29 protein-coding genes are annotated in these 22242 nt (G+C 58.3%); 19 read left to right on the top strand and 10 right to left on the bottom strand.

The window, feature by feature from the left end; genetic code table 11:
• Nucleotides 1-5: 5 nt before the first annotated feature.
• From ACR0NA_RS09715 to ACR0NA_RS09740, 6 genes are all read right to left on the bottom strand, one after another.
• Nucleotides 6-710 carry a transglycosylase SLT domain-containing protein gene (locus ACR0NA_RS09715; RefSeq protein WP_480728426.1) on the bottom strand — a complete coding sequence of 235 codons (705 nt, stop codon included), beginning with the start codon at nucleotides 708-710 and terminating at the stop codon, nucleotides 6-8.
• Between the two features lie 122 nt (nucleotides 711-832).
• Nucleotides 833-2347, bottom strand: coding sequence for an L-piperidine-6-carboxylate dehydrogenase (gene amaB, locus ACR0NA_RS09720; protein ID WP_480728428.1), 1515 nt, complete (start codon nucleotides 2345-2347; stop codon nucleotides 833-835).
• A gap of 3 nt (nucleotides 2348-2350) precedes the next feature.
• The gene (locus ACR0NA_RS09725; protein ID WP_480728429.1) at nucleotides 2351-3457 is read right to left on the bottom strand and encodes a saccharopine dehydrogenase family protein; all 1107 of its coding nucleotides are present in this window, start codon (nucleotides 3455-3457) and stop codon (nucleotides 2351-2353) included.
• A gap of 115 nt (nucleotides 3458-3572) precedes the next feature.
• Nucleotides 3573-4001, bottom strand: coding sequence for an Lrp/AsnC family transcriptional regulator (locus ACR0NA_RS09730; protein WP_480450724.1), 429 nt, complete (start codon nucleotides 3999-4001; stop codon nucleotides 3573-3575).
• A gap of 55 nt (nucleotides 4002-4056) precedes the next feature.
• Complete coding sequence (locus ACR0NA_RS09735; RefSeq protein WP_480728432.1) at nucleotides 4057-5376, bottom strand: MFS transporter; 1320 nt, start codon at nucleotides 5374-5376, stop codon at nucleotides 4057-4059.
• Nucleotides 5377-5379: 3 nt separating this feature from the next.
• The gene (locus ACR0NA_RS09740; protein WP_480728435.1) at nucleotides 5380-5637 is read right to left on the bottom strand and encodes a metal-sensing transcriptional repressor; all 258 of its coding nucleotides are present in this window, start codon (nucleotides 5635-5637) and stop codon (nucleotides 5380-5382) included.
• A 134-nt stretch (nucleotides 5638-5771) separates the two neighbouring features.
• Between ACR0NA_RS09740 and ACR0NA_RS09745 the strand changes: the two genes are divergently transcribed.
• The 7 genes from ACR0NA_RS09745 (at nucleotide 5772) to ACR0NA_RS09775 (ending at nucleotide 10558) form a co-directional block, all read left to right on the top strand.
• Nucleotides 5772-6386: a ribonuclease D gene (locus ACR0NA_RS09745; RefSeq protein WP_480728439.1), complete on the top strand. Its 615-nt coding sequence runs from the start codon at nucleotides 5772-5774 to the stop codon at nucleotides 6384-6386.
• On the top strand, nucleotides 6383-7351 hold the full coding sequence (locus ACR0NA_RS09750) for a KpsF/GutQ family sugar-phosphate isomerase (protein WP_170653819.1): 969 nt from the start codon (nucleotides 6383-6385) through the stop codon (nucleotides 7349-7351). The genes ACR0NA_RS09745 and ACR0NA_RS09750 overlap by 4 nt, the downstream gene beginning before the upstream one ends.
• A gap of 12 nt (nucleotides 7352-7363) precedes the next feature.
• Complete coding sequence (gene lptC / locus ACR0NA_RS09755; RefSeq protein ID WP_480728442.1) at nucleotides 7364-7963, top strand: LPS export ABC transporter periplasmic protein LptC; 600 nt, start codon at nucleotides 7364-7366, stop codon at nucleotides 7961-7963.
• A gap of 3 nt (nucleotides 7964-7966) precedes the next feature.
• Nucleotides 7967-8458 (top strand): LptA/OstA family protein, encoded by a 492-nt coding sequence (locus ACR0NA_RS09760; RefSeq protein ID WP_480728444.1) that lies wholly within the window; start codon nucleotides 7967-7969, stop codon nucleotides 8456-8458.
• On the top strand, nucleotides 8458-9216 hold the full coding sequence (lptB, locus tag ACR0NA_RS09765; protein WP_480728446.1) for an LPS export ABC transporter ATP-binding protein: 759 nt from the start codon (nucleotides 8458-8460) through the stop codon (nucleotides 9214-9216). Before ACR0NA_RS09760 ends, lptB begins: the two co-directional genes overlap by 1 nt.
• A gap of 253 nt (nucleotides 9217-9469) precedes the next feature.
• Complete coding sequence (gene hpf, locus ACR0NA_RS09770; protein WP_170653827.1) at nucleotides 9470-10033, top strand: ribosome hibernation-promoting factor, HPF/YfiA family; 564 nt, start codon at nucleotides 9470-9472, stop codon at nucleotides 10031-10033.
• Between the two features lie 60 nt (nucleotides 10034-10093).
• A complete protein-coding gene (locus tag ACR0NA_RS09775) occupies nucleotides 10094-10558 on the top strand; it encodes a PTS sugar transporter subunit IIA (protein WP_170653829.1) in 465 nt (154 codons plus the stop codon).
• A 63-nt stretch (nucleotides 10559-10621) separates the two neighbouring features.
• On the opposite strand, the gene dalA is transcribed toward ACR0NA_RS09775, so the two are convergent.
• A complete protein-coding gene (gene dalA, locus ACR0NA_RS09780) occupies nucleotides 10622-11119 on the bottom strand; it encodes a divisome-associated lipoprotein DalA (protein WP_480728697.1) in 498 nt (165 codons plus the stop codon).
• Here dalA and ACR0NA_RS09785 point away from each other — a divergent pair.
• The 3 genes from ACR0NA_RS09785 (at nucleotide 11034) to ACR0NA_RS09795 (ending at nucleotide 12231) form a co-directional block, all read left to right on the top strand.
• Entirely contained in the window at nucleotides 11034-11237 is a 204-nt protein-coding gene (locus tag ACR0NA_RS09785) for a hypothetical protein (RefSeq protein WP_480728710.1), read from the top strand. The genes dalA and ACR0NA_RS09785 overlap by 86 nt on opposite strands.
• A gap of 72 nt (nucleotides 11238-11309) precedes the next feature.
• Nucleotides 11310-11909, top strand: coding sequence for a L,D-transpeptidase (locus tag ACR0NA_RS09790; protein ID WP_480728449.1), 600 nt, complete (start codon nucleotides 11310-11312; stop codon nucleotides 11907-11909).
• Nucleotides 11910-12048: 139 nt separating this feature from the next.
• On the top strand, nucleotides 12049-12231 hold the full coding sequence (locus tag ACR0NA_RS09795) for a hypothetical protein (protein WP_170653835.1): 183 nt from the start codon (nucleotides 12049-12051) through the stop codon (nucleotides 12229-12231).
• A 74-nt stretch (nucleotides 12232-12305) separates the two neighbouring features.
• Here the strand turns inward: ACR0NA_RS09795 and hemH are convergent, their stop codons facing one another.
• Both hemH and ACR0NA_RS09805 read right to left on the bottom strand, forming a co-directional pair.
• On the bottom strand, nucleotides 12306-13355 hold the full coding sequence (gene hemH / locus ACR0NA_RS09800; RefSeq protein WP_480728451.1) for a ferrochelatase: 1050 nt from the start codon (nucleotides 13353-13355) through the stop codon (nucleotides 12306-12308).
• Nucleotides 13356-13410: 55 nt separating this feature from the next.
• Complete coding sequence (locus tag ACR0NA_RS09805) at nucleotides 13411-14241, bottom strand: class I SAM-dependent methyltransferase (protein WP_480728454.1); 831 nt, start codon at nucleotides 14239-14241, stop codon at nucleotides 13411-13413.
• Here ACR0NA_RS09805 and ACR0NA_RS09810 point away from each other — a divergent pair.
• Genes ACR0NA_RS09810 through ACR0NA_RS09825 form a run of 4 tightly spaced genes read left to right on the top strand, consistent with a single transcriptional unit; the run spans nucleotide 14240 to nucleotide 16567 of the window.
• Entirely contained in the window at nucleotides 14240-14986 is a 747-nt protein-coding gene (locus ACR0NA_RS09810; RefSeq protein WP_480728457.1) for a double zinc ribbon domain-containing protein, read from the top strand. The two genes, ACR0NA_RS09805 and ACR0NA_RS09810, sit on opposite strands and share 2 nt — an antisense overlap.
• 38 nt (nucleotides 14987-15024) lie before the next feature.
• Nucleotides 15025-15282 carry a glutaredoxin 3 gene (grxC, locus tag ACR0NA_RS09815; RefSeq protein WP_480728461.1) on the top strand — a complete coding sequence of 86 codons (258 nt, stop codon included), beginning with the start codon at nucleotides 15025-15027 and terminating at the stop codon, nucleotides 15280-15282.
• Nucleotides 15282-16112, top strand: a complete 831-nt coding sequence (locus tag ACR0NA_RS09820; RefSeq protein WP_480728462.1) for a carbon-nitrogen hydrolase family protein — start codon at nucleotides 15282-15284, stop codon at nucleotides 16110-16112. Before grxC ends, ACR0NA_RS09820 begins: the two co-directional genes overlap by 1 nt.
• A gap of 14 nt (nucleotides 16113-16126) precedes the next feature.
• Entirely contained in the window at nucleotides 16127-16567 is a 441-nt protein-coding gene (locus tag ACR0NA_RS09825; protein ID WP_170653845.1) for a MarR family transcriptional regulator, read from the top strand.
• A 14-nt stretch (nucleotides 16568-16581) separates the two neighbouring features.
• Here the strand turns inward: ACR0NA_RS09825 and ubiG are convergent, their stop codons facing one another.
• On the bottom strand, nucleotides 16582-17328 hold the full coding sequence (ubiG, locus tag ACR0NA_RS09830; RefSeq protein WP_480728465.1) for a bifunctional 2-polyprenyl-6-hydroxyphenol methylase/3-demethylubiquinol 3-O-methyltransferase UbiG: 747 nt from the start codon (nucleotides 17326-17328) through the stop codon (nucleotides 16582-16584).
• 48 nt (nucleotides 17329-17376) lie between these two features.
• Here ubiG and pip point away from each other — a divergent pair, with 48 nt between their 5' ends.
• The 5 genes from pip to nusA all read left to right on the top strand — a co-directional run bounded on the left by pip (nucleotide 17377) and on the right by nusA (nucleotide 22242).
• Nucleotides 17377-18354 (top strand): prolyl aminopeptidase, encoded by a 978-nt coding sequence (gene pip, locus ACR0NA_RS09835; RefSeq protein WP_480728469.1) that lies wholly within the window; start codon nucleotides 17377-17379, stop codon nucleotides 18352-18354.
• Entirely contained in the window at nucleotides 18351-19172 is an 822-nt protein-coding gene (locus ACR0NA_RS09840; protein WP_480728471.1) for an ABC transporter substrate-binding protein, read from the top strand. The genes pip and ACR0NA_RS09840 overlap by 4 nt, the downstream gene beginning before the upstream one ends.
• Before the next feature lie 63 nt (nucleotides 19173-19235).
• The gene (locus ACR0NA_RS09845; RefSeq protein ID WP_480728474.1) at nucleotides 19236-19862 is read left to right on the top strand and encodes a CDGSH iron-sulfur domain-containing protein; all 627 of its coding nucleotides are present in this window, start codon (nucleotides 19236-19238) and stop codon (nucleotides 19860-19862) included.
• Nucleotides 19863-20032: 170 nt separating this feature from the next.
• Entirely contained in the window at nucleotides 20033-20623 is a 591-nt protein-coding gene (gene rimP, locus ACR0NA_RS09850; protein WP_480728476.1) for a ribosome maturation factor RimP, read from the top strand.
• Nucleotides 20623-22242: a transcription termination factor NusA gene (nusA, locus tag ACR0NA_RS09855; protein ID WP_170653857.1), complete on the top strand. Its 1620-nt coding sequence runs from the start codon at nucleotides 20623-20625 to the stop codon at nucleotides 22240-22242. The genes rimP and nusA overlap by 1 nt, the downstream gene beginning before the upstream one ends.

Below are 22242 nucleotides of genomic sequence, written 5' to 3' on the forward strand. Positions count from 1 at the left end.
GCCTCCTAGTTGAGCGCGATAAAGGGTCCATTGTTGGCTGAAACCGGAACGAGGGAGCCGAGCGTCTTGGCCTGCTGCGGCCGCTGAGGTGTGGCTGGCGATATCAGAGGAATCGCTGCCGTGTGGAATGGGGCTGTTGGCGTGTTTTCATCTTGGAGCAATTGGGTGTCGCCAAGCTGCGCCAAAGCATCCTCGAAACGTTTGGAATACTTTGCTGCCAAAGATTGCGTGCGCGAATGATAGGCGCCAGCGGCAGCAGACCATGTCCCGAGTTCATCATGCAGTCCCTTCAAAAACCGGGCTGCTTGGGTTGCGTTTTCCGCAGGGTCGAACATTGCATCAATGGATCGGAACCGGTGGCCGTGCCATCGGTAATTGATCTGAAAGCATCCCACATCAAAACTGCGCGCACCTGCTTTGAACACCTTGAATACAAACGACTTCGCCTCAACCTCGCTGTTGAACCAGAAACTCTTGCCTTCCAGATTTATGGCCCAAGGCCAGGGCATCACCTCACCATCTTGGTGTCGACCGGTTTCCACGCGGGTGATCGCGCGCAACACGTCAAGAGGCACGCCCTCGGACAAGGATGCCTGCCGAGCGGCCCGGTCGCAAATCCCGGCCGTGCGAGCATCCGTAGCCGCACCCGCTGTGGAAACCGACAGGGCGATAAAGACCGGTATAAAAATCAGGGCTGGGTATTTGGGCATTCTGCCTGTCCGGGATTCTCTGAGTCCAGGACAGGCTATTCAGTCACCGGTTTACAGACGGTTATCGGAAACCGCCAACAGGTGAAAAACCCGCCCCGGTTTCAGGGCGGGCAAAATTGTTCTCAGATGTCGAATTTGACACCCTGCGCTAGCGGCAGTTCCGCCGAATAGTTTACGGTGTTGGTCTGACGGCGCATGTAAGCTTTCCACGCGTCCGATCCGCTTTCGCGACCGCCACCGGTTTCCTTTTCGCCACCAAACGCACCACCGATTTCTGCGCCCGAAGGCCCGATGTTGACGTTGGCGATGCCGCAATCTGAACCGGCCGCCGACAGGAATTGCTCTGCCTCACGCATATTCAGCGTGAAGACGCACGAGGACAGCCCCTGCGGAACGTCATTCTGGATATCCAACGCATCCGCAAAATCGTCATACCCCATCACATAAAGAATGGGTGCGAAGGTTTCGGTCTTTACGACGTCAGACTGCCCGGGCATCTCGACAATAGCCGGTTCCATATAGACGCCGCCTTCGGGCACGCCCTTTGTGACCCGGGCGCCGCCGTGGACCGTTCCGCCTTCGGCCTTGGCCGCTTCAAGGGCCGCAGTCATGGCTGCACCGGATGCTTCATCGATCAACGGACCGACAAGCGTTCCATCGGACAGAGGGTTGCCGATTGGCAGGCCCGAATAGGCTTTGCTGAGCCGTGCCACCAGATCGTCCTTGATCGAGTTGTGCACGATCAGTCGCCGTAGGGTGGTGCAGCGTTGACCAGCGGTGCCGACAGCGGAAAATACGATGGCGCGCACTGCCATTTCCAGATCGGCGGACGGACCGACGATCATGGCGTTGTTGCCGCCCAGTTCCAGAATGGATTTGCCAAAGCGTTGGGCGACAATGGGTGCGACGGCCCTGCCCATGCGAGTGGAGCCGGTGGCCGAAATGATCGGAACATCCTCACTTTCAACCAGAGCCTTGCCCAGATCCGCGCCTCCGATCAGGGTTTGCAGCAGATGATCCGGCGCATCGCCAAAGCGGTCGATGGCACGTTCAAATATCTTCTGGCACGCCAGCGCGGTCAGAGGCGTCTTTTCGGACGGCTTCCAGATCACCGGGTCACCGCAAACCAACGCCAGCGCCGTGTTCCACGACCAGACCGCGACTGGAAAGTTGAACGCGGTAATCACACCAACCGGCCCGGCGGGGTGCCATGTCTCCATCATCCGGTGGCCGGGGCGTTCGCTGGCGATGGTCAGGCCATATAGCTGGCGCGACAGGCCAACGGCGAAATCGCAAATGTCGATCATCTCCTGCACTTCGCCCAGCCCTTCGGACGTGATCTTGCCTGCCTCCCAGCTGACAAGGGCGCCCAGTTCATCTTTGGCGGCGCGCAGCTCTTCGCCCAGCAGGCGGATCAACTCGCCGCGGCGGGGTGCCGGGACCGTGCGCCATGCCTTGAACGCAGTTTTGGAATTGGCAAAGATCTGGTCCATATCCGACGCGGGTGTTTCGTGCACTTCGGCCAAAAGGCCGCCGTCAATCGGTGAGTTCACCCGCAACGTACCGCCGCTCAGCTCGGCGGCGCTCAGGCCCAGTTTCGAAAGGGTAGTTTCAGCGGTCATGACAATATCTTTCATGTCTCAGGCTGCCTTGTTCTGTTCAGTTACGTCCCCCGCCCGGTACAGGCGGCCAAATTCGGTGTTCAGGAAATCTGCAAGCTTCACCTGCTCTTGCCGTACAAAACCCTTTGACGGCAGCGCACCGGTCCGCATCAGGTCGACGACACCCAGTACGCCTGCAGCGGTAGTGATCTGGATGGCGCTCCAGACCTGCCCGTCGATCACGCGGCTGAAGGATTTATTGATCAGCGACTTCTCACGAAGCTCGCCATTGATCAGGCCTTTGGCGGTGCAATAGACCAGCACCACGTCCTGATCGGTGCGGGGCAGGGCGGCTTCAAAAATTTCCTTCAGCAGATCGCGGCGGCGTTCCAGTCCCAGATCCGACAACAGCAGCTTGAGGATATCGCGGTGACCCGGGTACCTGATCGAGCGATAGGATACCGCCCGTGCCTTGCCATCCAGCGTTTCGGGCAGGGTGCCAAGACCACCGGAGGTGTTGAAACATTCGTATTCTACGCCGTCGTGGCCCAGAATTTCGTAATCTTCCAGCGGCGCGGTTTTGACGCGTTCGCCGTTTACGATGGCGTCGCAGGGATTGCAGTATTCGTTGATCAGACCGTCGGTCGACCAGGTGAGATTGTATTTCAGCGCGTTGGTCGGATACAGCGGCAGCGCGCCCACCCGCATGTGCAGGCTGTCCAGTTCGTCGAAATCGTGAGCCAGCGCCGAACCCGCGATGCCAACAAATCCCGGTGCCAAACCACATTGGGGCATAAACGCGGTCTGGCTGTCCGCAGCCAGTTCGCGTACCGCATTTGTCGCGGCCACGTCCTCGGTCAGGTCGAAATAATGGGCACCTGCCTCTTTCGCCGCCTGTGCGATAGCTGGGGTCAGAAAAAAGGGTGCTGCGGAAATGACGGCATCAAAGCCGCGCAAACCCTCAGCCAGACCCGATGCATCGCCAGCGTCGATCTGTTTGGTTGCAACGCCCATTTTCTTGAGCACCGCCAGTGCCGCAAGATCGTTATCGGCAACGGTTACCGAATAATTCGGCGAGGTTTTCAGTAGTGTCGCTATCATCTGGCCGATTTTTCCGGCTCCGATAACGCATATGTTCCAGCGCATTGCTCGTTTCCTTCCTTTTTCAGAAAGTTTGACGAATGCGCTGTTCGGTTTGTAGGGATCAGAGTGACGATATGAGTCTTGATGCTGTCATTTTGACGACATTATCGTCAATTTGCTATCTACGATCAATGCGGCGTCCAAAAACCACGCTGGTATTGGTGCGCAGGACGCCGGGAATTGCAGCCAGTTCATCGACGAGGATATCCAGATCCTCGATCCTGGGCGCCTCGGCTGACAGCAAAAGATCATAATCGCCATTGATCGACAGACACAGCTTGATCTCGGGATACGCTTCGAGCCGCTTGATGATGCGCGAGGTTTCCTTTTGTTGCACTTCCAGCATGACCACCACGTTCACTCTGGGTTCGTCCTGAGGGTCGCGCAGCACGACCGAATATCCGGCAATCACGCCGCGATCTTCCATTCGGCTGATGCGTTCGTGCACGGTTGTGCGGGCGACACCAAGCTTGGCCGCGATCCCGGTTGTCGAGGCCCGCGCATTGTGTTGCAGGGCCGCTATGATGAGGCGGTCGAGTTGATCCATGAGGACTCCGCGTCAGAGTGTCTTTTCCCGACTTGGCACCAATTCAGCGGTACGCTCAAGGTTCTTTCGGATAGCTTGGGTGTAGATCGTCAATAATAACAGGATGGCGGTGTACCCCACTCCCGCTCAGATGCGGGTGATCTGAAGGCAGCCCTTCGTGCGTGTGTTCAACGGGGCCTGCATCTTTGCGGGGCCAGACCAGAAAGGCGGCAACGATCCCGAAGATCGACGTCGTTGCCAGAACCGCCAGTGCAACGGTTGCGCCACTAACAGTCATCAGCCAGCCGGACAGCGGATACAGAACCAGCCAGCAAGCGTGTGATAGAGTGAATTGAGCCGCAAATACCGCGGGCCTGTCTTCGGGATGCGCAGAGCGTGTCAGCAAACGGCCCGATGGCGTTAAGGTCATTGAATAACCGAAACCGACCGCGACCCAGGCCACCGTCAGCAGAGACAAGGTCATCGGAAACGTTGCGGTTACGATTGCCGTGGCCGCCATTGCCCCGGTTCCCAGCGCTGCACCTGCCAGCATGACACGCCGATCCTCAATCCGTTCCAGCAGGCGCGGCAGGGCAAAGGCTGCCAGCATGGAACCGCCGCCAAATCCGGCCAGCGCGATTGCGACCGCACTTTCGGCCAGGCCCATGTCTGCGCGGACCAGAACAACGGTGTTCACGATCACCATCGAACTGAGCGCGGCAGCTGACCAGCTCAGTCCCAGCAAGCCCCGCAATCTGGGGGTTTTCAGATATATCCGGATGCCGCGTGTCGTACGCTCGTATATCCCTCGCCGTTCGGACGGTTTGGGGGACGGCAGCGCAACTGAAACGACCAGCAGCGCCGAGGCGGCAAAGCCAAGTCCCGTGCCCCAGAACAAGCTGTCAAAGCTGACAAACAGCAGCAGCATCGCCGCCAGCATGGGGCTGAGCAGGCTTTCCATGTCCATGGCCAGACGCGACAGCGACAGCGCCCTTGTGTAATCTTTTTCGTCGGTCAGCACATCCGGAATCGTGGCCTGAAACGCCGGGGTAAACCCGGCCGAGGCGGATTGTAGGGCGAAGATCAGCACATAGACCTGCCAGACCTCGGTCACGAACGGCAGGCAAACCGCCACGGCTGCGCGCACCAGATCCAGCGCCACCAACATCCGTCGGCGGTCGAGTCTTTCGGCAAAGGCCGCAGCGATCGGCGCGACAGTCACATAGGCGGCCATCTTGATGGTCAGGGCTGTGCCCAACACCATGCCAGCCGCGTCACCGGCCAGCTCAAAGGCAAGCAGCCCCAGTGCGATCGTTGCCAGACCCGTACCGGTCAACGCAACGATCTGTGCTGCGAAGAGGTGCCGATAGGTTCTGTTTCGCAATATGTTCAGCATTGGTCACAGGTACTTTGTGATGGCCTTGAAATCCTCCACCCCGCCTTCGTCTTTATCGGCGGACAGGCAGTGGTCGATATGGTCGTGAATCAGCGCACGTTTGGCATTGGTTATTGCCTTCTCCACCGCAAAGAGTTGCTGCGCGATATTGGTGCAGGGTGCCTGGTCATCCAACATGGCAATCACCTTTGCCAGATGACCCTGAGCCCGCTTGAGGCGTGCCGAGATTTGCGGATGGGATTCGTGAATATGAGTGGTCATGTTAATATCCCTATCCTCCCCATGGGGATATTGTCAACTTTTGACGACGGGTCAGGCCGGCTATGTGTGTGTGACGTTGAGTTTGCCGGGCAAACCTCCTATCTCGGTGTCGACAAGGCACAAAGGACGACTCCGTGGCGAACAATCTGTATAAAAACGACCTGCCCGACGGGTTGGACCTTGGCCCGATTGTGGCCATCGACTGTGAGACAATGGGTCTGAACCCCCATCGCGACCGGTTGTGCGTGATCCAGATGTCGGGCGGCGATGGCAACAGTCATATCGTTCAGGTCGAAAAGGGTCAGACTTCGGCGCCAAACCTGTGCGCCATGCTGGAAAATCCGGACATTCTGAAACTGTTCCATTTCGGACGTTTCGATATCGCCGCGATGTACAACACTTTTGGCGCACTGGCCGCACCGGTCTACTGCACAAAAATCGCCAGCCGTCTTGTACGCACTTACACCGACCGCCATGGGCTCAAGAACCTGTGTCAGGAGTTGTTGGGGATCGACATCTCAAAGCAACAGCAGATGAGCGATTGGGGGGCGGAGCAGCTGACCGACGCTCAGCTGGAATATGCAGCTTCGGATGTGCTGTACCTGCACCGCCTGCGGGATGCGCTGAACAAGCGGTTGGCCCGCGAGGACCGGGTTGAAATGGCACAGGCCTGTTTCGACTTTCTGCCCATGCGCGCCCGGCTTGATCTGGCTGGCTGGCCCGAAACGGATATATTTGCACACTCATGACTGATACCGACTCATTCCTCAGAACCGCACGACAGGTCATCGCCGACGAGGCACGGGCGCTGGATGCTCTGGCCGATGGTCTTGATGATCATTTCGCCGAAGCGGTTGATCTGATCCTGCAAGCACAGGGCCGCATCATCGTCAGCGGCATCGGCAAGTCCGGCCATATCGGTCACAAGATCGCGGCAACGCTGGCCAGCACAGGAACGCCCGCCTATTTTGTGCATCCAGCTGAGGCCAGTCATGGCGATCTGGGCATGTTGTCCAAAGGCGACGTTGTTCTGGCGATCTCGAATTCCGGCGAAGCACCCGAGCTGGCAAACCTGCTGGCCTTTACCCGCCGGTTCGACATCCCGCTGATCGGACTGTCCAGCAAGCCCGAAAGCACACTGATGAAACAGGCCGACGTGCATCTGCTGATACCGTCGATGGGTGAGGCCTGCGGCTTCGGCATGGTGCCTTCGATCTCCACCACGCTGACGCTGGCGATGGGGGACGCGTTGGCAATTGCGCTGATGAAATACCGCGACTTCCAGCCCGAGGATTTCCGCGCTTTCCACCCCGGCGGCAAACTGGGCGCGCGGCTGAGCACTGTGCGCGATCTGATGCACACTGACACGCCACTGGTGGCGTCGGGCACTCTCATGAGCGAAGCCTTGCTTGTTATGACCCAGAAAGGCTTTGGTGTTGTTGGTGTGACCGACGCTCAGGGCAGACTATTGGGAATTGTCACTGATGGTGACCTGCGTCGCCATATGCAGGGTCTGCTGGAATTGACGGTGGATCAGGTCATGACCACTGATCCGCGAACCATAGGTCCGGACGAGCTCGCCGAAAAAGCAGTGGCACTGATGACCATGCAAAAGCCCAAGATCACCTGCCTGTTCGTCGTGGATCCACAGGGCAATGGCTCGACGCAAGGTATTCTGCACATCCACGACTGCCTGCGCGTCGGTCTGGGCTAGGAGGGTACGGCGGTGGACGGCTATTCCCGCATGGTGCAGTTCCTCAAGGTTCTGCTGCCGCTGGCGGCGATTGTGCTGCTGTCCACGGTTTTCCTGCTGTCGCGCAGTATCGATACGGATGTGTCCAGCCCATTCAGCCAGCAGGACATTGACGAGCGGCTTGAGGGTCAGTTGGTCACCCGGCCTCATTATCGGGGTACGACCCGAAAAGGCGAAGAAGTTGAGGTGGAAGCGGTTCGGGCCAGTCCGGGAGATAACACCTCAACCGTCGATGCATCGGTTTTGCGCGGCCACTACCGCCTGTTGAATGGCAGGGAAATCGTTCTGGATTCCAACGCCGGTACGGTCCGGCCGGATGAGGGAACAGCCACCTTTGTCGGCGATGTCATTATCACGACAACCGACGGGATGCAGTTGACAACCGATTTGCTCAACACATCTCTGGACGAGATCAGGGGCGATACACCGGGCGAAGTTCGGGGAACAGGCCCTATCGGCAACTTTACCGCAGGCCGTATGACATTCGGGACTGAAAAAAAGGATGGGCCGGTCCATATTCTTTTTACAGACGGTGTGAAATTGATATATGAGCCTCCAAAAGCAGAAAGATAACCTGTGTTCGATTTTCGTGTAGTTTCGCTGTCTGTTGCCCTGGCGTTTGGTGCGGTGTCTGCATCCGCTCAGGAAACCCAGGTTGCGTTCGGATCCGTGAACAACGACCCGACCCTGCCGGTCGAAGTGACTTCGAAAACGCTGAACGTGAATCAGGAAGACGGTTCGGCTGAATTTCTGGGCGACGTGATCGTGATTCAGGGAGAGATGCGCCTGACGGCCGAACGTGTGCTGGTCATCTATAACGAAGAGCAATCCGCGATCGAACGGATGGAAGCGACCGAGAATGTTGTTCTGGTCAGCCCGCCTGATGCGGCCGAAGGCGATTGGGCTGAATATACGATCGAGTCGGGCGTCATAGTGATGAAAGGCAACGTGTTGTTGTCGCAGGGCCCCAGCACCATCAGCGGCGATCAGATGAACGCGAATCTGACAACCGGACTGGCGACCGTGACCGGCAGAGTGAAAACAATCCTGCATACGGAGCAGAATTGATGTCAGCGCCGAAACTATCCGTTGCCAACGGTTTATCAGGGCTCAGGATCGAAAAGCTGCGGAAATCCTACCGCAAGAAAACGGTCATCCGGGACGTTTCCATGACGCTCGACCGGTCCGAAGTGGTGGCGCTGCTGGGACCGAACGGATCCGGCAAGACAACAACTTTCTATTCGGTTGCGGGGCTGGTTTTCCCCGAAGCGGGAACCGTGACCATCGATGGCCAGAACGCCACGACACTTCCGATGTACCGGCGCGCGCGCATGGGAATTGGCTATCTGCCGCAGGAGATGTCGATTTTTCGCGGGCTGAGCGTTGAAGACAACATCGCCGCCGTTCTCGACATCACGGTGGATCATGCCCACAGGCGGAAGGAACGCCTTGAGGAGCTGCTTTCCGATTTCTCCATCGAGCATCTGCGCCGCGCGCCTGCGCTGGCCTTGTCGGGCGGTGAACGGCGCCGGGTCGAGATTGCGCGCTGTCTGGCGGCGGACCCGAAATACCTGCTGCTGGACGAACCATTTGCCGGGGTGGATCCGATCAGTGTCGGCGATATCCGACATCTGGTTGCTGATCTGAAAAAGCGTGGAATCGGCGTTCTGATCACTGATCATAACGTGCGGGAAACGCTGGAAATTGTCGATCGCGCCTACATATTGCACGACGGCCAGGTTCTGATGTCCGGAACGCCGGATGAAGTTGTCGAAAACGAGAACGTACGCCGGGTGTATCTGGGCGAAAACTTCAAGATTTCATGAGCTTGAGCGGAATTGCGCTGGGCGCATGGCGGAAATCGCGTATATACACGACTGTTTTGATTGACTCTGCCGCCGTCTCTTGCCTCAATTGCCACATGGTATTTCTTCGGTTCCAGTCTGGATCGCGATATCCCTTCTCGGAAGGGTTCAATAACAGACAACCGCGGAACATGCCCCGTCCCACCACCCGATAAAAAAACGGATCGCTGCGATTTGCGGCGTCAGAATGGGTGTGAATTGTGAAGGAGATCACATGCGTTACCAAATCAGCGGAAAACAGATCGACATCGGCGCAGCACTGCAGACACACGTGCAGACCGAGCTGGGTGAGGTCGTGGGCAAATATGCCCAGAGACCGACCGACGCCAACGTCATCTTTTCCCGTTCGGCGCATGAATATGTATGCGAAACCACCGTCCATCTGTCGACCGGCCTGACGGCACAGGCCAAGGCGCATGCCACTGAAATCTACGCTGCATTCGAAGGTTGTTGCGACAAGATGGAAACGCAGCTGCGCCGATACAAGCGTCGCCTCAAGGACCATCACCGGGACCGCTCCGAGCCGGTTGAACTCTTTGGTGCGTCGTCCTATATCCTCGCGTCGGACGATTCGGGAGCTACGGGTGAGCCGGACTCTCTGCAGCCGATCATCGTGGCCGAAATGGAAACCAAGATCCCGTCGCTCAGCGTGGGTGAGGCTGTAATGCAAATGGAACTTGCGGGCGCTCCGGTGCTTGTGTTCCGGAATGAGAACAAAGACGGATTGAATGTCGTTTACCGTCGGGAAGACGGAAATATCGGCTGGATCGATCCGTAACAGGCAAGTTTAACTTGGGCGAACCTCTGCTGATGCGGGGGTTTGCCATGGAGCGTGATCATGGAGCTTTCGAGTATCCTAAGACCTGAGGCGGTTCGCGTGCTGTCGGCTGCGTCGAGCAAGAAAAGGCTGTTTCAGGAAATTGGCGACGTCGCTGCCAGTGCCCTGAAACTTGAAGCGCCGATGGTCGTCGAATCCCTGCTTGAGCGTGAAAGCCTTGGGCCAACCGGTGTTGGCCACGGGGTCGCACTTCCGCATGCCCGTTTGCCGCAACTGGATTGTGTCGCCGGTGTGTTTGTGATGCTGGAAAAGCCGATCGATTTCGGCGCGGTGGACCGCCAGCCGGTCGACATCGCCTTTTCGCTCTTTGCGCCAGAAGACGCCGGTGTTGAACATCTCAAGGCGCTGGCACTTGTGTCGCGCACGCTGAGGGATTCGGCAGTCTGTACCAAACTGCGGGCCAACCCCGATCCGGTAAAGCTCTATGCGATTCTGACCGAAGCACAATCCGTGCAAGCGGCCTGAGAATCAGGAACAAAAAAAGCCCCCGGATTTCGGGGGCTTTTTCTTTGGGCTTGGTAATTCGGGTTATCCGCCAGCACCCATTTCCAGCGTCCACCAAATCTTGCCGCCGCCTTCCTGATGCCAGGAGAATCCCATCTGTGTGGCTTTGGGGTCCATGATGACTGAACGCGGGCCCGGTTCTTCCATCCAGGCGGCCAGTGTTTCTGTCTCGGTTTCGTAGGTCTCGGAAATGGCTTCGCCCAGAAATGTTCCGAAATACCCAACACGTGCTGCGCGATCAATAGGCGAAGACCCATCCGAACCAAAGTGCCAGGGCCTGTTTTGCCGCGCCATGTCTTTGGAATGGGTTGCCGCAGCGGCGTTCAACTGTGCGTTCAGCTGCACCGGCTGAATGCCCGAAGCCTGACGCAGCGCATTGACCGAATCGAGCATGCGAAACTGGACTTTTTCCGGGTTGCCGCGAATCTTGTAGACAGTGGGCAAAGGCCTGCCGTCCGAACCAAGAGCGGATGTGTTGGAAGAATCGGTACATGCCGCCAATGCGACCAAGCAAATTGCCAAAATGGAAAAGATACGCGTCATGATCGGCCTTGTCATTGTGATGCAAAGCGAAATAGCCTGCTATGCGCCCCGTAGCAAATGCGCAGTGGCGGAACATTGCATGATTCTGCCGGTTTGATTTGCGACTGAGGCTTTCTGGCAATAAACTGCCGAGAGATTTCAAGTGCCAACGTGATAAAGGACCGTATCCATGGTCAAGAAACACATTCAATCTTCGACACGGCGCGGCTTTCTGGCCAGCGCGACTGCTGCATTGGCAACACCTGCGATTGCCCAGTACATTCCCGGTGATCCTTTGCGACCTGCGCCCGAGCCTGAACCTGCCGTCCGGCGCAACGTATCGGGCTTCCGCGCGCTGGACTGGCAGCCGTATTTTTCGAACACACGGAATGGCGCGATACTGGTCGATACGGTATCGCGGGCGCTGCACTACTGGTCCGACGACCAGTCGGTCTACAAGCTTTACCCATCTTCGGTACCACTGACCGAGGAACTGACACGTCGCGGTCGTACAAGTGTGATCCGCAAGGTTGAGGGGCCAAGCTGGTCGCCAACGCCTTCGATGAAGAAAAGAAACCCGGAATGGCCTGACCATATCCCGCCGGGGCCGGATAACCCCCTGGGAACGCACGCTTTGTATCTGAGCTGGAAATATTACCGTATCCACGGCACGCATGACACACGCAAGATCGGGCGTCGATCATCGAACGGTTGTATAGGGCTGTACAACGAACACATTTCCGAGCTGTTCTCAATGACGAAGGTCGGGACGCAAGTGTTGCTAATTTGACGACATTTTCCGGTGCCAAGCCGCTTGGCGCGCAAGTTGCAATTGCAATCCAGCCGCATTGCTGATTAGAAAAAACCACGAGGTAAGTCTTGGGTGCGCGGTTCAAATATGTAGAATCGCGCAAATTCTGGAGGTTAATATGAAGAAACTCGTTCTCGCTGCTGCTCTGACTGCTGCTGCTTCGACCGCTTATGCCGGTAACCTGGAAGAGCCGATTGTTGAAGCACCGGTTGTCGTCGAAGAGACACAGGGCACTTCGAGCGGCATCGTTCTGCCGCTGGTTCTGCTGGTTCTGGTCGGCATCGCTGTTGCAGCAAGCTAAGACGACGCAAGTCATCAAAGAAAAGGCGGTGGAATTTTCCACCGCCTTTTTTTGTGCCGTGTGACCGCCGTAGATCAGTCAAGCCAGCCGCTGAGGTTGTCCCGGGCAACCTTGCTCAATGCGGCGATGTGCGAATCGTCATCGTTCAGGCATGGGATGTAGGTGAAGTTATTGCCGCCTGCCTCTTCAAAGCTTTCCCGAATCTCTTCGTTGATTTCCTCAAGGGTTTCGATGCAGTCGGCGGAAAAGGCCGGAGCAATGACGGCGATGTTCTTCTTGCCCTGTCTGGCCAATTCGGCCACGTGATCCACTGTATAGGGTTTCAGCCACTCTTCCGGACCAAACCGGGACTGAAATGTTGAAACGAGTTGATCATCGCTCCAGCCCAGCCGCTCCTGCAGCAGTCTGGTCGTCTTGACGCATTGGCAGTGATACGGATCGCCCTGCTGCAAATACCGTTCCGGCATGCCGTGATAGGAACAGACCAGAATATCCGGTTTGGAGTCCATCGCTGCATAAGCACGCTCCACCGATCGCGCCAACGCTTCGATATAGTCGGGTTGGTTGAAATAGGCCGGAACCGTGCGTGCAGCCGGTTGCCATGCTTCCTCCATCAGCGCGCGGAAAAACTGGTCGTTTGCGGTTGCTGACGTTGCACCAGCATATTGCGGGTACAGCGGGAAAAACAGGATGCGCTCGCAGCCTGCGGCGACCATTTCCCGAACCTTTGATTTGGTTGACGGGTTGCCGTAGCGCATGCAGAAATCCACCATCACCCGGTCACCATAATGGGCCTCCATCATGTGGCGGAATTTCGCGGTCTGGCTTTTGGTGATGCTCATCAGCGGGCTTTCGCCCTTGTCGTGATTCCAGATCGATTTGTACGCCGCGCCCGAGCTGAACGGGCGTTTGGTCAGGATGATCGCCTGCAGGATCGGCTGCCATTTCCATGCGGGATAGTCGATCACCCGCTTGTCCGACAGAAACTCGTTCAGGTATCGGCGCATCGGCCAATAGGAATAGTCGTCGGGTGTTCCCAGATTGGCCAGCAGAATTCCGACGCGGCCCATCTTTACCTTCGGATGATCGGCTGGCGCATGAGAGGGGCGGGTGGCGTCAAACATTGAGGCTTCCAGATTTCATTCGTTCCGACCTCAGATAAAGGGAATTGCGCGCACGTCAATCGGACAGATTGTTCTCATCCGTACCCAGCGCATCGGCCAGCCGAGCCGTGGCCGATCCGGGACGCAACGGTTTGGGCTGACTTGCATCCGGCGACCATCCGGTCAGGCAGATCAGGTCGAACGTCGCGGTCAGCCGGCCTTGGGGTGTGGCAAAGTTCTGCGCGTATATTGATTGTGCCCGGTCGAACACAGCTCGTCGCGTGGGGTGTCTGAGGCGTCCGGACAGGGTGTTCGTTTCCCCCATGGCCCGCAGATCGTGCATCAGGTGCCAGATATCCCGGTATTCGGCTTTCAGCGCCACGTTGTCCGCGACCGGCAGGGCCAGCCCTGCGCGCTGCAGCAGGGCACCCAGTTCCCTCAGTTCTCCCATTGGGGCGATTCGCGGGCTGAGGCCACCGGTCACCTCCACTTCGGCCTGACCAAGCGCCACGCGCATTTCTTGCAATGTTTCGCCGCCCAGACAGATCGCCAGCATCAGGCCGTCGGGCGACAGGGCGCGGTTGCACTGGATCAACTGGCCAACCGGGTCGTTGGACCAGTGCAGCGCCATGGCATGGACAACAAGATCATGTCGACCGGGTTCCAGCGCAAGCACATCGTCATCCGAAACGATCACCGCCCCGGGCAGAACGTCTTGCCACAGGTGTGGAAACGGGGTCACGACGGCGGGTGCCGTAAACGACCTGTTAACCATGGGCAGACGATCCTGCACCTCGGTCACAGCGGCGTGATGCAGAAACAACGCTTCATCGCTGGCGCGGGAGCGGCGCACCGCAAGGGCGGTCCGATCGAAAAGAGAGGGTGCATTTGGTGCTGGCATTTTCATGACCCGCAGTTATCGCATGTGGCGCGGATTTCAAACCGCCGTTGAACTTGTCTATCCCCCGCGCTGTCTGGCCTGCGGTGATTTGGTGACGACCGACTTCGGCCTCTGCGGCCCGTGCTGGTGCCAGACACCCTTTATCGCCGGGGTGGTCTGCGAAAGCTGCGGCACACCGCTGCCGGGTGAGGTCGACGGGTATCGGGCCGAATGCGATGACTGCATGGCTTCTCCGCGGTTGTGGCGCGACGGCCGCGCCGCCATGCTGTATCAGGGGCAGGCGCGAAAGTTGATCCTGTCCCTCAAACATGGCGACAGGCCGGAACTGGCGCGCCCCGCCGCGCGTTGGATGGTGCAGAGCGGCAGAGAGATGTTCCACGACAACATGCTGATCGCCCCGGTTCCATTGCATTGGTCGCGTCTAGTCCGTCGACGTTACAATCAATCGGCGCTGCTTGCGCAGCATCTTGGCCGAGAATGCCGGCTGCCGATCTGTCCCGATCTGCTCAGGCGCCGCAAACGCACACCGGTTCTGGATGGGAAAACTGCCACCGAGCGCTCTACAGCACTCTCAAATGCTATCGTCGCGCACCCCAGGCGGCACCGCCTGATTGCCGGGCGCGATGTGCTGTTGATCGACGATGTCATGACGTCGGGGGCGACATTGACCGCCTGCGCGCGAGCCTGTCTTGAAGCCGGCGCAAATCATATTTTCGTGTTGGTACTGGCGCGCGTTGCCAAGGATGCCTAATTCCCCCAAGATCACGCGGAACTCCAAGGGGACGGATCATGAAAACGGTTGAAATCTATACTTCGCCGCTATGCGGCTTTTGCCACGCGGCCAAGCGGTTGCTGAAACAGAAAGGCGTTGAATTCAGGGAAATCGACGTTCTGATGCATCCCAAGCGTAAACCCGAGATGATCCAGCGCGCCGGTGGTCGTCGTACGGTACCGCAAATTTTCATCGGTGAAACCCATGTGGGCGGATGCGACGATCTGTATGACCTTGAACAGAGCGGTAAGCTTGATCCGCTTCTGGCAGCCTGATGAAGTCCGCCCTGCTGCAGATCACGTCCTCTGACGACCCTTCGGAAAATCTGGCCATGGTGCAGGCCATGATGGCCGAGGCGGCGGGGCAGGGCGCCCGGTTCATTCTGACGCCCGAGGTGACGAACTGCGTCTCGACCAGCACCACGCGGCAGCGCGAGGTTTTGCAGCACGAAGAGGATGACCAGACGCTGTCGGGGCTGCGCGAACAGGCGGCAAAGCTGGGCGTTTGGCTGCTGATCGGGTCGCTGGGTATCAAGACCCACGACGCGGACGGCCGCTTTGCCAACCGGTCCTTCATGGTCGACCCGCAGGGGCAGATCGTGGCCCGGTACGACAAGATTCACATGTTCGACGTACAGGTCACCGAATCGGAAACGTTCCGCGAATCTGCCAACTATCGCCCCGGTGCCCGGGCAGTAATTGCGGAAACCGGGTTCGGGAAGGTGGGAATGACCATCTGCTATGACGTGCGTTTTCCGCACCTTTATGCGGTGCTGGCGCAGTCTGGCGCGCGCATTCTGACCGTGCCAGCGGCGTTTTCGCCGGTGACGGGGGCAGCGCATTGGCAATCGCTGCTACGTGCGCGGGCTATTGAAACGGGATGCTGGGTGATCGCGCCCGCACAGACCGGAGAACATCCGAAAACGCGCGGAAAGACGCGATACACCCATGGTCACAGCATGGTCGTCGCCCCGTGGGGAGAGGTGCTGATCGACGCAGGGACCGATCCTGGCATTCACTTTTTCGATTTGGATGATAAGTCTGTTGCAGAAGCACGCCGACGCGTGCCCTCTCTGACTCACGTCCGTCCCTTTGACGGCCCCTGACCCAGACACGGAAGATGGCAGACGATACAAATGCCCTGGCTGCGGCGCTGTTCAGTGAAATCCTGACCGCCGATCAGTTGTTGCGGAACCGGCTCAGCCGCGTGCTGCCAAAAGGTATGGAAATTTCGCACTTTTCCGTTCTGAACCATCTGATCTTTGTTGGGGGAGAGCGGAGCCCGGCCCAGCTAGCAAGTACCTTTCATGTCACACGCGGGGCGATGACCAATACCTTGGCCAAGCTGGAATGGGCCGGGTACATCCACGTGCGCCCCGATTGGGACGATGCCCGCCGCAAGATGGTGGCGATCAGCCCAGCTGGGCGACAGGCGCGGGAACAGGCGATTTCGGCGATTGTGCCGCTCATCAACCGTGTGGTCGGAGAACTGGGGCCGGAACGCGTCCGCACCGCCCTGCCGGTTCTGCGTGACCTGCGGCTGCAGCTGGAAGACGAATAAGGCGCAAAACCCGGTCAGCCGGGTTTCACGCTTGCCGTGACGTAATTCACGCTCAGATCCCGGTCGGAAATCGACCAGTTCCAGGATACCGGATTGAATACGAACCCCTTGCGGTCCACGGGGTCCAGCCCGGCCCGGCGCAGCAGATCGAACAGCTCGTCCGGGGTGATGAATTTGGACCAGTCATGTGTGCCGCGCGGTAGCCAACGCATAACCACTTCGGCCCCAAAAATCGCCATGGCATAGGATTTCGGATTTCGATTGATGGTCGAACAGATCTCCAGCCCGCCGGATTTCAGCAACTGCTGCGTGGCGGTCAGATATTCAAGCGGGTCCGCGACATGTTCGACGACTTCCATGTTCAGAACCACATCGAATCGCTCGCCTTTTTCGGCCAGCGCTTCGGCGGTCGTATGGCGGTAGTCGATCTCCAGCCCGGATTGTTCGGCGTGAATGCGTGCAACGGGCAAGTTGCCTTCTGCGGCATCTGCGCCCACCACCTCGGCACCCAGCCGCGCCATTGGTTCGCTCAACAATCCACCGCCACAGCCGATATCCAACAATCGCAGCCCTTCAAAAGGCCTTGAGGACGTCAGATCCCTATCGAATTCGCCCGCGATCTGTTGCGTGATATAATCCAGCCGGCACGGGTTGAGCATGTGTAGCGGTTTGAACTTGCCATGCGGGTCCCACCATTCCGCGGCCATCGCCTCGAATTTTGCGATCTCGGACGGGTCCACCGTGTTCGGATGCGCTTGCATTCCTGTCTCCGTATGCTCTTTTACGCTTAAGGACTATATAGGCCCATAATGGACAAGTACCCGGACCAAAAGCGCGCAGTTCAATATCTGTATCCGCCGATCGACCCTTTCGATCAGCGAATCGTCGATGTGGGCGATGGGCATCGTATCTACGTGGAACAATGCGGTAATCCCGACGGGATTCCGGTTGTTGTGCTGCACGGTGGCCCGGGCGGCGGATGCAGCCCCGCGATGCGCCGTTATTTTGATCCACGTGCGTATCGGGTGATTCTGTTTGATCAGCGCGGCTGCGGTCGTTCACGTCCCCATGCGTCGGTCGAGAACAACACGACCTGGCATCTGGTCGATGACATCGAACGTATTCGCAAACTTCTGGAAATCGACGAGTGGATCGTGTTTGGCGGCAGCTGGGGGGCAACTCTGGCGCTGATTTATGCTCAGGCGCAGCCCGATCATGTCAGCCGTCTGGTGCTTCGCGGTGTTTTCCTGATGACGCAGGCCGAACTGGACTGGTTCTATGGCGGCGGGGCCGGAAAGTTCTGGCCTGAACATTGGGCAAAATTCACATCTCTGCTGCCCGAGGCCGAGCAATCCAACACGATCCCCGCCTATCACAAACGCCTGTTTTCGGGCGACCACGCAACCGAGGTTCTGTATGCGCGAGCTTGGTCAAACTGGGAAAACGCACTAGCGTCGATCCACAACAGCGGCGCCATGGGCGAAAGTCCCGGCGAATATGCCCGCGCGTTTGCTCGGCTGGAGAATCACTATTTCACGAACAGCGGTTTTCTGGACGAGGATGGTCAGATTCTAAAGCAGATGGACCGGATAACCCACATTCCCGGGCATATCGTTCAGGGCCGCTATGACATGATCTGCCCGCCCACTGCCGCATGGAAGCTGGCCGAGCTTTGGCCGAATGCAGAACTGAAAATGATACGTCAGGCAGGACACGCCCTGTCCGAACCCGGTATCAGCGCCGAACTGGTTCGAATCATGGACCGCGTGGCCGAGGGGGTGGCATGACACGTCTCGACCGCCGTGCCCTTTTTGCCTCTGGTGCTGCGGCTGCCTTGCTGGCGGCGACGGGTGCTTCGCTTGCGGATACTCCAAAATCGGGCGGCGTGTTGCGACTGGCCGTACCCCGCGACGACAGTCTGGAACGGGTCGCGCGCGGCGCTGTGTTCGATACACTGACGGAAATCGCACCGGACGGAACGTTGCGTGGCGAATTGGCAACGAGCTGGCAAACAGATGCCGGTGCCCGGACCTGGACATTTGATCTGCGCGATGACGTCGTATTCCACGATGGTGAACCACTTACGGTTCAGGACGTGCTGGCGACCCTTGAAGAGGTCGGGCGGGCCGAAGCCTTGGCGCCAGGGCGGGTTCTTCTTGAACTGATGGAACCCAATCCCGGTTTGCCGTTTTATCTGGCCGACAGCCGGTTTGTCATAACCCGCGACGGTCAGAGCGTGACGCCGCTGAAAGCCGCAAACGGAACCGGGTGTTACCGGGTCGAGCGGGCAGAAGATGACCGGCATTTTCTGGGTCGCCGGGTCTCCGGCCACTACAAGGACGGTCAGGCTGGTTGGGCGGATACGTTTGAAATCATCGTCATTCCCGATGCAGCCGTTCGGGCCGAGGCATTGCACGACGGATATGTCGATATTGCCGCCTTGCCGTTGCCGGACACCCTTCGCGAACGCCGGTCCTTCCGCTTTCATCCGTCACAGTCGGACATGGCGCTGGCCGTCGCCGCACCAGTCGGTATGCCACGGCACATAGGTGCACAGGGACCCTTGGACGACGGGCGTATCGCCGAAAGATGGTGGCGCGCCTGATCCGCAAAATTTGACAAGCGGGCCATACCCGTTACCCTTTTCATGTATTGGGAGGGTGTGTGCATGTCCGATACAACCATCATCGAAGAACGTGAAAACGGCCCATTGATCGTCAAGCATCTGCACTCCATGCGTGATGCGGACGGCAATCAGGTCGAAGTGAAGCAGGTCACGGCGCTGTGCCGCTGTGGGCATTCGCAAAACAAGCCTTTCTGTGACGGGACGCACCAAAAGGTCGGTTTTCAAAGCCGGGGCGGCACTCCGGCAGGACGGGACAGGATCATCGGCTATCAGGGTCAGGATGTGACGGTCAGCTTCAACCCGTTGCTTTGCTCTCATGCGGCGGAATGTGGTCGTCTGGCCTCGAATATCTTCAACCCCTCTCAAAAACCGTGGGTTCAGCCGGACAACGGGACCATCGAAGATGTGGAAGAGGTTGTTGCAGCCTGTCCGTCCGGTGCCCTGGCGCTGGGCGAGGACGCGCCGCGCACGCATCTTTATGCATCCCGCGCGCAGATTGAAATTCAGAAAGATGGCCCATACTGGATACTGGGAATCGATCCACCGACGGAACTGAAGGCCGAAGGGGCGTGTCGGGACAAGTATGTCCTGTGCCGGTGCGGCAAATCGGGGAACAAGCCGTTTTGTGACGGAACGCATCGCGATCAGGGATGGTCGGATCAGGAATAGGCGGCCGCGGAAACAATATCGGACATTCGGCTTGCAGACTCGTCAATCCGTCTCTATATGGCTTGACAACAGCGGCGCGTCGGGTCCTTGAGAACCGGGGTACCACCGGGAAAGTTCGACGGGCCGCGCGCCCGTTTTTTTGTACCCGATTGATAGGGTAAGTGAGCCGTATGACCAACGACCTTATAGCAAAGGCAGCCATAGACCGGCGTCTGGCCGAGATCATTACGCCCGTGATCGAAGATCTGGGGTATGAGCTGGTCCGCATTCGCCTGATGAGCGGCAAGCAGACCACATTGCAGATCATGGCCGACAAGCCTGATGGCGGGATCGAAGTGGACGATTGCGCGGAAATCTCGAACGCAATCAGTGCCACTCTGGATGTCGAAGACCCGATTCTCGATGCCTACACGCTTGAGGTGTCCAGCCCCGGTATCGACCGGCCCCTGACCCGCCTCAAGGATTTCGAGATGTTCGAAGGGTATGAGGCCCGGCTGGAAACCGACGAACTGATCGATGGCCGCCGTCGTTTCAAGGGCGAACTGGCGGGTACCGAAGGGGATGAGGTTCTGATCAACATCCCGCAAGGCGATGAGACGATAACAATCGGTCTGCAATTCGACTGGCTGAGTGACGCCAAGCTGGTGCTGACGGATGATCTGATCAAGGAAATGCTGCGCCAGCGTAAAGACGCGGGTGCCCTGAACGAAGACCAATTCGACGAGATTGAGACCGAAGGGTCCGAAGAGGAGACGAACTGATGGCAATCACCTCTGCAAACCAGCTGGAGCTGCTGCAAACCGCCGAGGCCGTGGCCCGCGAAAAGATGATCGACCCCGGTCTGGTCGTCGAGGCGATGGAAGAATCGCTCGCCCGCGCTGCCAAAAGCCGCTACGGCGCCGAAATGGACATTCGTGTCTCGATCGATCGCAAGACCGGCAAGGCGACCTTTACCCGCGTCCGCACCGTGGTCGAGGATGAAGAGCTTGAGAACTATCAGGCCGAGTTCACCGTCGAACAGGCAAAGCAGTACATGGAAAGCCCGGCCGTCGGCGACGTGTTCGTTGAAGAGGTTCCGCCGGTCGAAATGGGCCGCATCGCCGCGCAATCGGCCAAGCAGGTGATCCTGCAAAAGGTCCGCGAGGCCGAGCGTGACCGTCAGTACGAAGAATTCAAGGACCGCGCAGGCAGCATCATCAACGGTGTCGTCAAGCGCGAGGAATATGGCAACGTCATCGTCGATGTGGGCGCGGGTGAAGCGATTCTGCGCCGCAACGAAAAGATCGGTCGCGAAAGCTATCGCCCGAACGACCGCGTACGTTGCTACATTAAGGATGTCCGCCGCGAGGTACGTGGCCCGCAGATATTCCTGTCGCGCACTGCGCCGGAATTCATGGCCGAGTTGTTCAAGATGGAAGTGCCGGAAATCTATGACGGCATCATCGAGGTCAAGGCCGTCGCTCGCGATCCCGGATCGCGCGCCAAGATCGCCGTAATCTCGTATGACGGTTCGATCGACCCCGTCGGTGCCTGCGTTGGTATGCGCGGCAGCCGTGTGCAGGCCGTTGTGAACGAGCTGCAGGGTGAAAAGATCGACATCATCCCGTGGAACGAAGATCAGCCGACTTTCCTGGTGAATGCGCTACAGCCCGCCGAGGTCTCCAAGGTCGTTCTGGATGAAGAGGCAGGCAAGATCGAGGTTGTTGTTCCCGAAGAGCAGCTGTCTCTGGCCATCGGCCGTCGCGGCCAGAACGTGCGTCTGGCCAGCCAGCTAACCAATCTGGACATCGATATCATGACCGAAGCCGAGGAATCGGCCCGCCGTCAGAAAGAATTCGAAGCCCGCACCGGCCTGTTCATGGAAAGCCTGGATCTGGACGAGTTCTTTGCGCAGTTGCTGGTCTCCGAAGGCTTCACCAACCTCGAAGAGGTTGCTTATGTGGAACTGGACGAACTGCTGGTCATAGACGGCGTCGATGAAGGTACCGCGACCGAATTGCAAGCTCGTGCCCGTGATTACCTTGAGGCGCAGGCCAAGGCAGCATTGGACAATGCACGTGCACTGGGCGTCGAGGACAGCCTTATTGAATTCGAGGGGCTCACACCCCAGATGGTTGAGGCGCTGGCCAAGGACGATGTCAAAAATCTGGAAGACTTTGCAACCTGTGCCGACTGGGAGCTCGCCGGCGGCTGGACCACTGTTGATGGCGAGCGGGTAAAGGACGACGGCATCCTTGAACCTTTCGGCGTTACGCTGGAAGAGGCGCAGGATATGGTCATGACGGCCCGCGTATTGCTTGGCTGGGTTGATCCGACCGAGCTGGAGGAAGCAGCGGAAGAAGTCGAAGAAGAAGTATCTGACGAGGAGGCTGGGGCCTGA

The sequence above is a fragment of the Ruegeria sp. C11 genome (assembly GCF_056537725.1).